Origin of the sequence: Streptococcus oricebi (assembly GCF_017883985.1) — a bacterium.
GTDB classification, from domain to species: Bacteria; Bacillota; Bacilli; order Lactobacillales; family Streptococcaceae; genus Streptococcus; species Streptococcus oricebi.
Map to the genome: position 1 here is coordinate 239720 of NZ_PRDG01000002.1, position 14819 is coordinate 254538.

The window sequence follows — 14819 nt, forward strand, 5'->3', positions numbered from 1 at the left end:
CAGCTAGAGATATGATAGAGCCAGGCTTTCAGGCTGCAGTAGGAAAGTCGGCTTTTTATTTTATAAATGATTTTTTAATTTAATAATGGCAGTGAAATCCTGCTCGGAAGCCTCTAAGAGGAGTTCGCCGTCAATCAATTCGACCAACTGCTGGATGATATAGAGGCCCAAGCCAGATGACTCTTCTGAACGAGACATATTTTCCGAATAAAAACGACTGGTCAAGCGCTCCAAACGCTGAATGGGCTGTTTGAGTTGATTGCTAAAGCACAATAGGATAAAGGAGTCCTCTAGCTTGAGGGAGATATGGGCTTCTTCCTTGGCGTGTTTGAGAATATTGCTCATCAGATTTTGGATAAAGCGTTGGCAAATGGTAGGGTCGGACAGGACTTCAATCTTATCGTCAATATCTAGCTCCAGCTCAATTCCTGCCTTTTGAAAGGCATCGTAATACTGGAGGATTTCGCGCGTGGTTAGCTGAGACAAATCAAAGGTCGTAAGCTCCGAGCGGACAGCGCCTTCTAATAGCCGGCGGTATTCCAGCAAATCTTCAAGGCGGTTGGATACGACCTGGAGTTGGGTGGCTACTTTTTTTAGACTAGTTGCCTCTTGTGGGCCCGCCGTTTTCAAAAGCTGCTGGGTGTAGCCACTAGCTACTGTCAGGGGCGTGCGTATGTCATGGGCAATATTGCTGATGACCCTATCCAGGGTCTTTTTTTCTTCTTGGGCCAGGGAATTGCTCTTGTGTAAGTCATCAAAAAGGCTGTCGATTTCAAGCGTGAGAGCTTGAAAGTCTGCCCTATCTGCTGGTGTCAGGAGACGACTCTGGCTACCGCTTTTGTGTTTACTAGCCACTGCCGCCGTCAGTTGACGCAGGAGTGAGCGGTGGTAGGAGTGAAAGAGGGCGAGGCTGATGATTAAAAGCAAGAGAAAGATTAGGCTGATGATAAGAAAAATCACGATTTATCTCCTTTCAAGCGAATGCCCAAGCCCCAGACGGTCTCGATATAGTCCTGAGAGTCATCGATTTTTGCTAATTTCTTGCGGAGCTTGCTGAGATGGGTATTGAGGGTATTATCACCTGCCATATAGATTTCCCCCCAGACTTGCTCATAGAGTTCTTCCTTGGTATAGATTTTTTGGGGGTGGGCGATAAGTTTTTCCAAGATGAGAAATTCTTTCTTAGACAAACGAGCTCTTGCCTCTCCATTTCTGATTTCAAAGAGGTTTCTATCCAGGGAAAGTTTGCCATATCGCAGATTGTCGGTCGCAGGCTCTAGCTGGCGAAGCTGGACAGCGATACGGGCATGGACTTCCTCAAGATTGAAGGGTTTGACAAGGTAGTCATTGGCGCCAGCAAGTAGGTACTGGCTGACCAAGCCCTTGTCGCTGAGGGCAGTCATGATGATGATGGGGATTTGGTGACTTTTTCTAATGTCACTTAAAACCTCATTTCCAGTCTTGCCCGGCAGCATGATGTCTAGTAAAATGAGGTCAAATTCTCTCGTCGCAAAGAGGCTCAATCCTTCTGTGCCGGAGTAAGCAGGGGTGATGTCATGCTCCCCACCCAAGTGGTCGAGTAAGATTTCTTGGATATCAGAATTATCCTCAATGATTAAAATCCGCGCCATAGTAACTCTCTTTCTTTTACCATTTTCTTCTATTATATCCATTGGGTCTTCCTTTGACAAATATTTACCAGTAAAACAAATAAATATATGTTTTACTAGAAAGCCTACTATTTCAAGCTTTCTTTGCTTCTTTCGAAAATAGTAGATTTGATTTTCAAAAAACTTTAGAAATATTTTAGAATTGCTTGATAAATATTTGAAGTTTGGTCGATAAACTAGAAGTGTAATCAAAATAAAGGAGAATCAAATGATGAAACAATCATTCTTAAAAGCAAGCCTAGCCTTAGTGACCTGCGGTCTGCTAGCTTTTGGTGCAGGACATGCTCGGGCAGATGAGCAAAAGTTGCCGTCGGGCCTTGCTTATGACCAAATCGGTCAGAAAATTGAGGATTATTATCATAAAAATGAAAAGACCAGTGCTGGCCTAGCAGCGGCCGTCATTGATAAAGACGGCAAGACACTTTATCAACAGAACTTTGGCTATATGGACAAGGAAAAGAAGTTAGCAGTAGACGATGATTCTGTCTTTGAGTGGGGCTCAACCACCAAGACCACAGTCTGGGTCAGTGTCATGCAGCTTTGGGAAGAGGGGAAAATCGACCTCAAGGCCGATATTAGGACCTATCTCCCCAAGAATTTCTTAAAAAATCTCAAGTATTCAAAACCTCTGACCATGCTGGACTTGATGAATCATCAAGAAGGTTTTGATGAAACAACCCTTTATTTGGGTCATGATAAGAGTTTGGAGGAGCTACTAAAGAAAGATCAGCCACCCCAAACTTATCAGCCTGGTCAGGTAACTGCCTATTCTAACTATGGTACGGCCCTGGCTGCTTATATCGTGGAGCGCGTGAGCGGTCAGAGCTATGCAGACTATGTTCACGAGCATATTTTCCAGCCTTTGGGAATGAAAAATACCGCCCTTAAACCAGACCTATCGGATAATGCTTTTGTCCAAGAAAAGCGCAAGTCAGAAAAGACTTATGATAGTAAGGGTCAGCTAATGGGTTCTAGTTTCTTTGAGGTAGGCCTCTATCCAGCTGGGCGGGCAGTCGGGAAAATGTCTGATTTAAAACTTTATGCCCAGGCCCTGCTTGAAAAAAAGCTTCTCTTTAAGAAGGCCGAAACCTGGGAGACCTTTTATAGCGCCAGCTATAAGTACCCAGAAGCGGATATCCCCATCAATGCCCATGGTCTTTGGTCGACAGAGTATGAAAATACTAGAACTCTAGGTCATGGTGGAAATACCACCGGCTTTACGACTAGTCTCTTGCTTGATTTGAAGTCAGGAATTGCTTCGGTTATCATGGTCAATCAAGGTCACGAGACCACCTTTACTAGTGATATGACTGAGCTCATCTATGGTAAGAAAAAATCAGCCTCTAAAGAGGCGGTCAAGAACTTCCAAGCTGGTTTTTACCGTATCACCCGCACCTTTAATCAGGGACCGCTTTCTTTGATGAAGATGGTGCCAATGACCTCCCACACCCTTTATATCACCGATCCTAGTCATTCTGTTGCTCACCAGGGCTTTTGGACAGCTGGAGAAAAGGATGGTCGTTATGTGATTAGCCTGCCTATTTCTGACTATGTCAAAATGTCCACATTTGATGTCATCAAGGATTATGCTTTTGTGATTTTTGCAGGTCTGGCCCTGGCCTATGTCCTGCTAGCCTATCTGGGAGCTATCTTGATCAAATGCTATCGTTTGATTTTCCGTAAGCAGGAGCAGAACCCGGCTCCTCTGGCCTGGAAACTTTGGCACTACCTAACGGGAGCCTTGATTTTACTTCTGCCAGTCAACTTTATGACCGCTATCTCAACCATTCAGGCTACGGCTTCCACGGCAAGTAGTCGTTGGCAATTTATGATTTTTGCCCTAGTCGGCCTTGCCTTAATCGCCAGTGGTCTTCTTCCTTTTGTTTGGCCTTCGCTCTTCAAACAAGCTAGCAAGGCACGGAACTTTTTGACCATCGCGACTAGCTCGGCAGCCTTTATCATGCTAGCTAATATTCTCTACTGGTCTCTGTACCAGTGGTGGCTTTTATAAGTAGGATAGTTGAAACTATCTTACTTATCCCAAATTTCAAAATCTTTGAAGTTTAGCCAAAGATAGAACTAAAAAGGAAAGGAGCATTTTCAATGCAAGATTCTATTTCGACCTCCAAGATTAAAAAGTTCCTCTTTTGGGCTTTTGGTTTAGGCACTCTGGGACAACTCATTTCTGTTTATTTCATCGCCAGCAATCAAAAAAATCTAGGTACCCTCTTTTCTTTACTCGGCATGTTGGCTCCAATGGTAGCTGCCTTTCTAGCCGGCACGCCTGTCAAGAAGATTGGCTGGAAGTTGAAGTTGGCGAGCAAGTGGCCTGATTATCTGGCTACTTGGTTTTGGACAGTCCTTTCTATTTTTGTCCCCGCGCTTATTTATTTTTTAATTTTTCCGCAACATTTTGTCTTTAAGTTGAGTGGTTCTCTTCTTATCTCGCTTTTGATGATTTTTACTGTCTGGACCTTAGTTATTAGTCTGGCTGGCCTGGGTGAAGAAGTAGGCTGGCGGGGGATTCTCTACCCCTATCTGAAGCAAAAATACGGTTCAACAAAAGGCCGGATTCTAGGTGGGCTGATTTGGACCCTATGGCACCTGCCCTTGCTGCTTCTAATGGGCAATCTGACTCTGGGTGAGCGCCTGATAAATTTCCTTCCCTACTGTATCAATGCAGTGACAACAGGAATTATCTGGGATATTTACTATGAGCGGAGCCAGACCATTTGGCTACCAGCCTTTGCTCATGGGGTGGCGGATGCGGTTGGAGGCTTGACCCTGCCCTTCTTTATGCTAGCAGGAATCACTCCCTTGGCCTCCTTTGGAGCTGGACCAACCAGTCTTTTTGCCTCTCCCTTCCTCCTAGTCCTAGCCTATTGGCTGACTAAGGGCGAGCAGAAAAAATAAGTGTTTCAATCAAATCAGCAGTTTTTCTGCTGGTTTTTTATTATCTGTTCAAAAAACTTTAGAAATATTTTAGAATTGCTTGATAAATATTTGAAGTTTAGTCCTTAAACTAGAAATATAATCAAAACAAAGGAGAAACACATGATTATCAAATGGCTACTAGCCTTTCTTGTTTGCCTAACTTTCAGACTAGTGAATGAGGGCTTAGACAATCTAAAAAAGAAGCGAAAAGAGTTAAGGGCAGAAACGCTGGAATTGGACTCACAATAAGCATGGGAAATATTTTTAAATGTCATCAAAATTAAAGGAGGGAAATGATGAAACTATCATTTTTGAAGGGCGCTGTGGCGCTGGTAACCTGTGGCTTGGTCGCTCTTGGAGCGGGGCACACTTACGCTGATGAGCAAAAATTGCCGTCAGGCACGTCTTACGACCAAATCGGTCAGAAGATTGAGGACTACTATAAGGAGCACGAAAAGACCAGTGCAGGCTTGGCAACAGCTGTCATTGACAAGGAGGGCAATACTCTCTATCAACATAACTTTGGCTATATGGACAAGGAAAAGAAACTAGCAGTAGATGACGATTCTGTCTTTGAATGGGGTTCAATGACCAAAATCACTGTTTGGATCAGTGTCATGCAGCTTTGGGAAGAAGGGAAGATTGACTTAAAAACTGACATTAGAGAATATCTACCGAAAGGCTTCCTAAAAACTCTTAAGTATGACAAACCTATTACCATGTTGGATTTGATGAATCACCAAGCCGGTTTTGATGAGACAGTTCTTTATATGGGAGCTGACAAGAGTTTGGAAGAATTACTGAAGGGGGAGCAGCCAGCACAGAGCCATGAGCCAGGGACAGTAACGTCCTACTCCAACTATGGAACGGCTCTGGCGGCTTATATCGTGGAGCGAATCAGCGGAGAGTCTTATGCGGATTATGTGCACGAGCATATTTTCCAGCCCTTGGATATGAAGTATACCGCCCTCAAACCTGATTTGTCAGATAATGCCTATGTACAGAAAAAACGCAAGACAGAAAAAGCCTATGATGCAAACGGTAAGTCAAAGGGGCTGACACCTTTTGAAGTAGGGCTTTATCCAGCAGGGCGGGCTGTTGGGAAAATGTCAGACCTTAAGCTTTTTGCCCAAGCCCTCTTGAGCAAGGAGACGCTCTTTAAACGAGCAGAAACGTGGGAAACTTTTTACAGCACGACTTCCACTTATACAAACTCAAGTATTCCAAATAATGCTCACGGACTGTGGTCAATAGAGTATGAAAACACTAGAGTTCTTGGGCATGGAGGGAATACAACAGGTTTTACAGCTAGTCTTATGTTTGATTTGAAATCCGGTATTGCCTCTATCGTCATGGTCAACCAAGGTGGAGAAATGAATTATACCAGTAAAATGCTTGAATTGTTTTACGGTAAGGCAAAGTCAGCTTCTAAAGAAGACCTGGGAAATTTCCAGCCTGGCTTTTATCGTATAGCTCGTACCATTCACCGAGGTCCTTTGTCTCTGGATAAAATGGTACTTGCAACTTCTTATATTGAAAATCCTGATACTTTCCCGATTATCAGTCAGATACTTGGTTTCTGGACGGCAGGAAAAAACCAGGGTCGCTATGTAATCAGCACGCGAGGTACTGACTGGCTTAAGTTGTCTATGTGGGATGTGATGAAGGATTATGGCACTTTGATTTTGGCAGCAGGGGCGGTAGTTTATGCCTTACTCGTTTATATCGGCGGTTTTATTCTTAAACTTTATCGTTTGATTTTCCGCAAGAAAAATCAACAAGCTGCCAGTTTAGCTTGGAAGATTTGGTATTATGTGACTGCGGGGCTTGTACTCATTGTGCCGGTCAACTTTATGACTGCCTTTGTAGCTATTGAAACAAGCGGTTCAACAGCTGTTGGTCGCTGGCAATTCATGCTTTTCCTTGTGATAGGACTGCTCTTGATTGTTAGCACTCTTTTACCGGTCGCTTGGCGCTCTGCCTTTAAATCTACCAGTAAGGCGCGTAAGACTCTCACGATTGCAACTAGTTCAACCGCCTTTATCATGCTAGTCAATATCCTTTATTGGAACCTTTACCAATTTTGGGTGTTATAAAAGTTAGAAAGGATAATCTATGAAAAAAGTAAAATACCTTATCTTGGGCTCGATTGTGGCCTTTGGAGCCCTGGCGATTATTGGCAAGTTAGCTGAAGAAAGGAAGAAAGCGCCTGTGCGCTTGAAATATACCAAGAAAAATAGGGGGAAATTGTCAGAAGTCAAAAAAGTTTAGAAACTTTTTAGAATTAGGAAAAAAACTTAGCCAAAATAAATGGTATGATAGAGGTATAGCATGTGGCCAAGGCCTCTAGCATTTTTAAAATAAGCGAAAAACGAAAGGAATACTATGGAAACAGTAGTAAAAGTGACTAATCTCACAAAAATATATAAGGAACAAACTGCCTTAAAAAACTTAAACCTGACCATTAAAAAAGGGGATATTTATGGTCTGATTGGGCGAAATGGTGCAGGAAAGACCACTCTTCTGAAAATCTTGACCCGTCTGGTCTATGCGGACGAGGGTCAGGTATCAATCTTTGGCTCAAGAGATGAGCGGACCTGGAATGAGGCCCTCAAGCGCGTGGGCTCCGTTATTGAGGATCCCGTAGCTTACGGGCATCTGTCCGCCTATGAAAATCTTGCTTACTATTGCAAGGCCTACGGTGTGCCTAATGCGGACACGGTTATCCCGGATGTCTTAAGCATTGTCGGCCTGGAAAATAACCCGCAGAAGAAATTCCGCGCCTTTTCTCTGGGAATGAAGCAACGTATGGGGATTGCTATTGCCTTTCTCTCGCGTCCTGACCTCTTGATTTTAGATGAACCGACCAATGGGCTAGATCCTATCGGTATGAGCCAATTTAAAAAGATGATTCAGCATTTCAACGAAAAATACGGCACGACCATTATTATTTCCAGTCATATCCTAGCTGAGCTCTACCAAGTTGCCACTAAGTTTGGTATTATCGAAAATGGCCAGCTGATAAAGGAAATGAGCAAGGAAGAGTTTGAGGCGGCTAGTGATGAATACATCGTTCTAAAAACTTCAGATATCGAGGGAGCCAGTCGTGTAATTAGAGAATTTCTGGGTATGAGCTTTAAGGTAGTGGGCAAGAACGAAATCCATATCTTTGAGCGGGCAGACCAGATTAAGATTCTTGTCCAGACCTTGGTACAGGAGGATATTGATGTCAGCCAAATTCATGATGAAAAGACCAGTCTTGAGTCTTACTTTACCAACCTAGTAGAAGAGGAGAACTAAGCATGTTTGATACCGTAAAATCCGATCTTTATCAGTTATTTCGCTCTAAAATTTTCTGGTGGACAGAGATTCTTCTCTTTATCTATTCTCAGACCTTGGTTTTCTTCAGGACCAGTAATGATGTAGATATGTCTGTGATGATGGACGGACAAGTTAAGTTTCAGATGTCTACTGGTTCATGGACAGGTGCGGAAGCCTTGATGAAGAGTAGCTTTAATTCTAATAGCATTCTCTTTTTCACCCTGATTCTGGCTCTCTTACTCTTGGGGGGCGATTTGATGAATAAACGCTACAAGAATAGCCTGAGCAAGGGCTTGTCGCGGGGACAATTCTTCCTATCCAAGAATGTAACGATTGCTCTTCTCTCTCTTATCAATCTCGTCCTGTTTTATGGACTAGTCTTTGTAGAGTCTAGCCTTTTGAATGGGATTGGACAAGTGTCAGCTAGCTTCTTCTTCAGCTTCCTTTTGACCCTCCTTGCCCAGCTAGTCGTTACTATAGCAGTTGTTCAATTGGTCAATCTCTTTAGCTACTGGACGCATTCGCCTATTCCTGGTCTGGTTGGCTTTATCATCTTTACAGCAAGTCTGACCACTCCGGCTAGACTCCTTCCAAACAACGCCTTTTTCAACTTTATCAATATCGAGTTTCCCATGGCCAAGGCGGCTGATGTGACGACCAGTCTCTTTTTCATTGTCTTTATGATAGCACAAGCCGCAATCTTTGGCTGGATTGCCCTAAAAATCTTTAGGAAGCAGGACCTATAATTGATTGCAAAGGAAGTGGACTATGATTGATGCTATCAAGGCTGATTTTTATCAGCTCAGGCGTTCTAGAGTGCTTGGAGCGACAACCATTTTATTTTTTATCTATGTTCAGCTAAATCTTTTTGGGCGCCTGCTTGGTATTGCGGGAAATCAGTCTCTCATACCAAGATTTCTTACTACAAGTCCCTTGACGGGGATGGAGTCTCTCGTTAAGGGGACTTTTGATTCGTTCGCGATTTTTCTTGTTACGCTTGTCATGTCTCTTCTCTTTTTGGGGAGTGATTTGACAGGAAAACATTATCAAGCCAGGCTGACTAAGGGCCTGTCGCGCGCTCAGTTTTTCATCTTGAAAAATATCACGCTTGCTATCCTATCCTTTGCTAATCTCCTTTTCTATTATGGCCTGCTGTTTGTGGAATCTAGCCTACTACACGGCCTTGGGAATGTGTCCGCTAGCCTTGTCTGGTCTTTCCTTTTGACTTTCTTTGTGCAATTTCTGCTTTCTCTGGCCATCATCCAATTTGTCAGTCTTGCTATCTATTGGCGCCGTTCTATTTTTGCAGGGGTGGTCGCCTTTATGGTTTATGTAACTTTTACTACTCTTCCTGCCTCCTTACTACCGGGCAATGCTTTGTTTGACTTTATTGTTCTAGATTTTAATCTGACCAGAGTGGCGGATATAGCGACAACTCTGCTCTACATCCTATTTACACTTGCTCAAACAGTAGTCTTTGGCTGGTTTAGCCTTCAAATCTTTAAAAAACAGGATTTATAAATATTTTACCAAAGGGAGAAAATGATGACAGGCCATAAAAAAACAGTTCTTGAAAAAAATCAAGACCTGCTCAAGAAACAAGAAGCATATTTGAAAAGGCAAAAGGAGAAGCGACAGGACTTGCTCAAAGAGCACAATAGTAAGCTAAGCAATATGAGTAGGCGGATGGCTGAGGAGACCTATCCAAGGCCTGAAAAAGCGCTGACCTATTCCAAGCTTGGACTGGGAATCGGCTATCTTTTGCTGGGAGCAGGCCTCCTCTTGGCTATTTATCAACCGCTCAAGGGGCTGGGAACGGCACTTGTCGGCGGCCTTACTGTTTTTTCTAATCGCCAGCAGATGAAAAAAACGATTAGGTATTTAAAAAGGGACTAGCCACAGGGCTAGGTGCTTGTCCAGCCTCAAGCTTGCCCCACTTAGTCAAACGGAACTTCATCTTGCTAATCAAAAAATAAGCTACCAGAAAAAAAGACTAGCTGCCTAACTCTATTCATAAATAGGGTTGACAGCTAGTTTTTTATTGGAGATTGAGTTTATTTTTGGTGATAAGATAGCTACCGCTATAAAAGAGTCCTATTTTTATGAAATCGTAGATACAGACAAAGAGTAGCAACTCATCTGGCGCGTGATAACTAGGATCCAGCAGACGCAAGATAGGATAGAAATAGTGGTAGTAGGCAAAGGGGCTTTCGGCCTTGATTAAAAAGAGAGATTCAAGGATGGTAATTGCAGCCCAGAGCCCAAAGAAGGCTGCATAACTAAGGGCCAGCCGGTGTTTTTGAGCCAGTTGTCCCAAGCAAATTACCAGATAAAGATAGAGAAAGTTGGCTAACATGCTAATTAGGTGGCTCAAAAGAAGGGTAAAGCCTGACCAAGAAGAGATGGCTTTTAGGGTATGGAGGGCATAGCTCAGATTGTTGGGGCTAGCTAATAAGAAGATAGCCAGGCTAGCAAAAATCAGGCCAAAGAGACTGAGACTATACCAAATCATACTGCTGGTCAGCTTGGAGAGGATAACCTGATGAGGATTGACAGGCAAGGTCCAGGTCAGATAGGCTTCAGCTCCAAAGACCGTCCGATAAAAGCGGCGAATACAAACCATGAGGTTGGTCACTAGGAGGGCAATAGCCATAAAGCCAATCATTAAAAAGATAAGGAGAAGGAGGAGTAAGGTGGTGTTGTTATCGCTCCTATTAAAAATCATCCCCAAAAGACCAGTCAAGAGGCTAAAGCCTCCCAGGATAATAAAGAGGATAAGATAGATTTTATAGCTAGCTTTTAGTTCATGCTTTAATAATTTTCCAAACATACTTGCCTCCTTTATAAACGGTATTGAAAGCGAAAAATCTGCTCAATACTTTCTTGCTTCTCTTGATAGAGCTTTTCTTTTGGCTCATGGAGCAAGATTTTTCCGGCCTTGATAAAGATAACCTGATCCAAAATCTCTTCCAAGTCCACCGGTAGGTGGCTAGCGATTAAGACTGAGGCTTCTTTGGGACGATTTTCCTTGATGATTCTTAATATATAAGCACTGTTAGCGGGGTCCCCTTGGCAGATAGGGTCATCGAGTAAGTAGAGGTCAGCCTGGCGGCTCATGGCCAGGATTAACTTGACCTTGGCCTTTAGGGCCTTGTCCAAGTCTTTAAAAGGCCTTTGGCCATCAAGGGCCAACTCATCAAGGAGCTCTTGAGCCTTACTAGCTCTAAAATCTGGATAAAAGTCTTGAAAATAGCCGACTAGTTGGTTGATTTTCATGTCCGGATGAAAGTGATCTAGATCCGGCAGATAGGAAATAATCTTTTTGCTGGCTAGGGAGGGCTTTTGGCCCTGGATTAAAAGGGTCCCGCTATCGGGCTGCAAGAGACCATTTATCAGTTTAAGGAGGCTGGTCTTGCCGCTACCATTGGGTCCCAATAGACCCACGATTTGTCCAGCTTCTAGGGTTAAATCAATGGCGTCTAAGGCTAGATAGTGGCCGTAAGTCTTGGATAGTTTTTCCAAGTAAAGCAAAGGGATTTTAGTCATAGAACTTCCTTTTTCTAGGGAATTTTTCTTGGTGTGTCAGTCATCGATTTGCTAAATGATATTTAGGAACGGTCCGAAATTTATAAAGGGACTTTTCTCTTTCCAGTATACAATTTACAGCGCTAAAAATCAACTCTGGGTGGGGAATGAAATCAGAAGCAGGCCCCCTATTCAGGTGCTATTTTTGACAAAATCTAGTATAATAAGAGGAGATAAGACTGCAAGGAGCAAAGAGATGACCCAATTAGATACCAAAACTGTTTATAGCTTTATGGATAGTTTGATTTCTATAAAAAAATACGTCAAATCAGCCAAGGATTTGGGCTATAAACATCTGGGAATCATGGATGTGGATAATCTATATGGGGCTTTTTCTTTTTTGGAAGAGGCCAAGGCTCAAGGCTTGCAGCCAATTTTAGGGCTGGAAGTCAATCTGGACTACCAAGAAGAGAGCCTCAATTTGCGTTTCTTGGCCCTCAATAGTCAGGGCTATCGCAATCTGATGAAGATTTCCAGTCTCAAGATGACAGGTAAGAAAAACTGGGAGGATATGAGTCACCTCCTGGAAGGGCTAGCGGTCATTGTTCCCTATTATGAGGGGATTGAAGGCTTGGATTTGCCCTGCTCTTTTTATATTGGAGTCTTCCCTCAAACTCCTAGGAGGGAATTGGAGCGACCCTGCCTCCCCCTACACACGGTCCGTTATTTTGACCGTTCGGATTTGGAAACCTTGCAGATGCTCCAGGCCATCAAGCAAAATATTAGTTTGAGTGAGGTAGGCCCCCTGCCTAGCCAGGAGTTTCTCCTATCCAAGGACCAGTTTGAAGCGGCCTTTGCAGAGACCTATCCAGAGTGTTTGCCTAACCTTAATAAGCTTTTAGCAGGGGTTGACTATGCCATCAATAACCAGCTAAAACTTCCCCGTTTCAATCCTGAGCGAGAAGCTGTCGAGGAGTTGCGAGAAAGGGCCCAGGCTGGACTTGAGGCCAAGGGCTTGCTTGCTGCTGTCTACCAGGAGCGCCTAGAAAAAGAGCTGACCGTTATCCATAAAATGGGCTTTGATGATTACTTTTTAATCGTCTGGGATCTCTTGCGTTTCGGTCGTAGCCAGGGTTACTATATGGGGATGGGCCGGGGCTCGGCTGTAGGTAGTCTGGTAGCCTATGCCCTAGAAATCACTGGTATCGATCCAGTGAAAAACAAGCTCCTTTTTGAGCGTTTCTTAAATCTAGAGCGCTATACCATGCCCGATATTGATATCGATATTCCGGATATTTATCGGCCAGAATTTATCCGCTATGTCCGAGACCGCTACGGGACCCTCCATGCGGCGCAAATCGTGACCTATTCGACCTTTGGAGCCAGGCAGGCTATTCGGGATGTTTTCAAGCGCTTTGGTGTTCCCGAGTACGAATTGACCAATATGACCCGAAAGATTAGTTTTCGGGACAATCTTAGCTCGGCCTATGAGGGCAAACTTTCCTTTCGTCAGCTTATCAATAGTAAGCCCGAATACCAAAAGGCCTTTGAGATTGCTAAGAAGATAGAGGGCAATCCCCGCCAGACCTCTATTCATGCGGCCGGGGTCGTCATGAGCGATGATGATTTGACCGACCATCTCCCCCTCAAATACGGGGAAGATATGTACATCACCCAGTACGATGCCCATGGAGTCGAGAGCAATGGGCTTTTGAAAATGGACTTTTTAGGCTTGCGCAATCTAACCTTTGTCCAAAGAATGCAGGAATTAACTAAGGATAAATATGGTTTAGATATTCAGATTGAGCAGATTGATTTGGAGGACCAGGCCACCCTAAAGCTCTTTGCAGCTGGTAGAACCAAGGGTATCTTCCAGTTTGAGCAGGCCGGAGCCATCAATCTCCTGAAGCGTGTCCAGCCTTCCAAGTTTGAAGAGGTCGTAGCGACTACCAGTCTTAATCGGCCGGGTGCGAGTGATTATATTGATAATTTTGTCAAGCGCAAGCACGGCCAGGAGCCGGTAGAGCTAGTCGATGATAGTCTGGCTGAGATTCTCTTACCCACCTATGGAATCATGCTCTATCAAGAGCAGGTCATGCAGGTGGCCCAAGAATTTGGTGGTTTTAGTCTGGGCAAGGCCGACATTTTACGGCGGGCCATGGGCAAGAAAAAGGCCCAGGAAATGCACCAAATGGCAGAGGACTTTATTGCAGGCGCCTTGGGAAAGGGGCACTCTAAAGACCAGGCCAGGGAAGTTTTTGCAGTGATGGAGAAGTTTGCGGGCTATGGTTTCAATCGCAGTCACGCCTATGCCTACTCGGCCCTGGCCTTTCAGTTGGCCTATTTTAAGGCCCATTACCCAGATGTCTTTTTCCAGGTCATGCTCAACTACTCCAGTAGCGACTATATTAGCGATGCTCTGGACTTTGGCTTTCAGCTAGCACCCCTAAGCATCAATAGCATTCCCTATTATGACAAGTTTCAGGAACAAAAGATTTTCCTAGGGCTCAAAAATATCAAGGGCCTGCCCCGCGATTTTGCGCATTGGATTATCGAGAATAGACCTTTTAAGAGCGTTGAAGATTTTATGCTCAAACTGCCAGAAAACTACCAGAAAATTCCGCTTTTGACCCCGCTCATTCAACTTGGACTTTTTGATCTTTTTGAGTCTAATCGCCAAAAAATTCTCCAAAATTTACCCAATCTCATCGTTTTTGTCAAGGAACTGGGTAGCCTTTTTGCCGATCAGACCTATAGCTGGATTGAGGCCGAGGACTATAGCCAAAGCGAAAAGTATGAGCTAGAGCAGTCCCTGCTTGGCGTAGGTTTGAGCGACCATCCCTTGCTGGCTTTAAGCAGGGAAGCCCAGCACCCCTTCACGGCTCTAGCTGATTTGGTGCAGGATAGCCAGGCAACCATCCTGGTCCAAGTGGAGACCATCAAGGTTATCCGGACCAAGAAGGGGGAAAATATGGCCTTTTTACAGGTCAGCGATACCAAAAATCGCTTGGATGTCACCCTGTTTCCAGCCAGCTACCAGCAATTTGCTAGCCACTTAGAAGAAAAGAATTTTTACTATCTAACTGGAAAAATTCAGGAAAGGGACGGCCGTTTGCAGATGATTTTAAACCAGCTGGAAGAAGCGGTCAAGGAACGTTTTTGGATCCAGCTTAAAAACCATGAAAGAGACCAGGAAATCGCCCAAATTCTCCAAAGATACCAGGGGAATATCCCCGTTATTCTCCGCTATGAGGAGGACAAGCAAACCGTCTCTGCACCCCATTTAAAAGTCGAAAAATCCAGCCAGCTCCAGGCCGATTTGGAAAAAATCAGCATGAAAACGATTTATCGCTAAAAATTTGGGAAAAA

General features: G+C 44.0%; 13 protein-coding genes. 9 read left to right on the plus strand and 4 right to left on the minus strand.

The window, feature by feature from the left end; translation table 11 throughout:
• Nucleotides 1–60: 60 nt before the first annotated feature.
• Nucleotides 61–960 carry a sensor histidine kinase gene (locus tag C4K46_RS03815; protein WP_338059773.1) on the minus strand — a complete coding sequence of 300 codons (900 nt, stop codon included), beginning with the start codon at nt 958–960 and terminating at the stop codon, nt 61–63.
• Nucleotides 957–1631: a response regulator transcription factor gene (locus C4K46_RS03820; RefSeq protein ID WP_209627786.1), complete on the minus strand. Its 675-nt coding sequence runs from the start codon at nt 1629–1631 to the stop codon at nt 957–959. The genes C4K46_RS03815 and C4K46_RS03820 overlap by 4 nt, the downstream gene beginning before the upstream one ends.
• 250 nt (nt 1632–1881) lie before the next feature.
• Between C4K46_RS03820 and C4K46_RS03825 the strand changes: the two genes are divergently transcribed.
• The 8 genes from C4K46_RS03825 to C4K46_RS03860 all read left to right on the plus strand — a co-directional run bounded on the left by C4K46_RS03825 (nt 1882) and on the right by C4K46_RS03860 (nt 9821).
• Nucleotides 1882–3681, plus strand: coding sequence for a serine hydrolase domain-containing protein (locus C4K46_RS03825; RefSeq protein WP_209627787.1), 1800 nt, complete (start codon nt 1882–1884; stop codon nt 3679–3681).
• Between the two features lie 92 nt (nt 3682–3773).
• Nucleotides 3774–4583, plus strand: a complete 810-nt coding sequence (locus tag C4K46_RS03830; protein WP_209627556.1) for a CPBP family intramembrane glutamic endopeptidase — start codon at nt 3774–3776, stop codon at nt 4581–4583.
• Nucleotides 4584–4900: 317 nt separating this feature from the next.
• Nucleotides 4901–6700: a serine hydrolase domain-containing protein gene (locus tag C4K46_RS03835; protein WP_209627788.1), complete on the plus strand. Its 1800-nt coding sequence runs from the start codon at nt 4901–4903 to the stop codon at nt 6698–6700.
• A gap of 19 nt (nt 6701–6719) precedes the next feature.
• The gene (locus C4K46_RS03840) at nt 6720–6875 is read left to right on the plus strand and encodes a hypothetical protein (protein WP_209627557.1); all 156 of its coding nucleotides are present in this window, start codon (nt 6720–6722) and stop codon (nt 6873–6875) included.
• Nucleotides 6876–6989: 114 nt separating this feature from the next.
• On the plus strand, nt 6990–7904 hold the full coding sequence (locus C4K46_RS03845) for an ABC transporter ATP-binding protein (RefSeq protein WP_209627558.1): 915 nt from the start codon (nt 6990–6992) through the stop codon (nt 7902–7904).
• Between the two features lie 2 nt (nt 7905–7906).
• Complete coding sequence (locus tag C4K46_RS03850; RefSeq protein WP_209627559.1) at nt 7907–8671, plus strand: hypothetical protein; 765 nt, start codon at nt 7907–7909, stop codon at nt 8669–8671.
• A 22-nt stretch (nt 8672–8693) separates the two neighbouring features.
• Nucleotides 8694–9446 (plus strand): hypothetical protein, encoded by a 753-nt coding sequence (locus C4K46_RS03855; RefSeq protein WP_209627560.1) that lies wholly within the window; start codon nt 8694–8696, stop codon nt 9444–9446.
• A gap of 21 nt (nt 9447–9467) precedes the next feature.
• On the plus strand, nt 9468–9821 hold the full coding sequence (locus tag C4K46_RS03860; protein WP_209627561.1) for a hypothetical protein: 354 nt from the start codon (nt 9468–9470) through the stop codon (nt 9819–9821).
• A 142-nt stretch (nt 9822–9963) separates the two neighbouring features.
• On the opposite strand, the gene C4K46_RS03865 is transcribed toward C4K46_RS03860, so the two are convergent.
• The gene (locus C4K46_RS03865; RefSeq protein WP_209627562.1) at nt 9964–10755 is read right to left on the minus strand and encodes a hypothetical protein; all 792 of its coding nucleotides are present in this window, start codon (nt 10753–10755) and stop codon (nt 9964–9966) included.
• 11 nt (nt 10756–10766) lie between these two features.
• Nucleotides 10767–11471, minus strand: a complete 705-nt coding sequence (locus tag C4K46_RS03870) for an ATP-binding cassette domain-containing protein (protein WP_209627563.1) — start codon at nt 11469–11471, stop codon at nt 10767–10769.
• Between the two features lie 235 nt (nt 11472–11706).
• Between C4K46_RS03870 and C4K46_RS03875 the strand changes: the two genes are divergently transcribed.
• Nucleotides 11707–14805, plus strand: a complete 3099-nt coding sequence (locus C4K46_RS03875; protein ID WP_209627564.1) for a DNA polymerase III subunit alpha — start codon at nt 11707–11709, stop codon at nt 14803–14805.
• The last annotated feature ends 14 nt before the right edge of the window (nt 14806–14819 follow it).

Bases quoted from the DNA above. Each gene is read 5' to 3' on its own strand.
- C4K46_RS03855 (WP_209627560.1), top strand. From the start codon at position 8,694: ATGATTGATGCTATCAAGGCTGATTTTTATCAGCTCAGGCGTTCTAGA.
- C4K46_RS03845 (WP_209627558.1), top strand. From the start codon at position 6,990: ATGGAAACAGTAGTAAAAGTGACTAATCTCACAAAAATATATAAGGAA.
- C4K46_RS03830 (WP_209627556.1), top strand. From the start codon at position 3,774: ATGCAAGATTCTATTTCGACCTCCAAGATTAAAAAGTTCCTCTTTTGG.
- C4K46_RS03850 (WP_209627559.1), top strand. From the start codon at position 7,907: ATGTTTGATACCGTAAAATCCGATCTTTATCAGTTATTTCGCTCTAAA.
- C4K46_RS03825 (WP_209627787.1), top strand. From the start codon at position 1,882: ATGAAACAATCATTCTTAAAAGCAAGCCTAGCCTTAGTGACCTGCGGT.
- C4K46_RS03820 (WP_209627786.1), bottom strand. From the start codon at position 1,631: ATGGCGCGGATTTTAATCATTGAGGATAATTCTGATATCCAAGAAATC.
- C4K46_RS03835 (WP_209627788.1), top strand. From the start codon at position 4,901: ATGAAACTATCATTTTTGAAGGGCGCTGTGGCGCTGGTAACCTGTGGC.
- C4K46_RS03870 (WP_209627563.1), bottom strand. From the start codon at position 11,471: ATGACTAAAATCCCTTTGCTTTACTTGGAAAAACTATCCAAGACTTAC.
- C4K46_RS03865 (WP_209627562.1), bottom strand. From the start codon at position 10,755: ATGTTTGGAAAATTATTAAAGCATGAACTAAAAGCTAGCTATAAAATC.
- C4K46_RS03875 (WP_209627564.1), top strand. From the start codon at position 11,707: ATGACCCAATTAGATACCAAAACTGTTTATAGCTTTATGGATAGTTTG.
- C4K46_RS03840 (WP_209627557.1), top strand. From the start codon at position 6,720: ATGAAAAAAGTAAAATACCTTATCTTGGGCTCGATTGTGGCCTTTGGA.
- C4K46_RS03860 (WP_209627561.1), top strand. From the start codon at position 9,468: ATGATGACAGGCCATAAAAAAACAGTTCTTGAAAAAAATCAAGACCTG.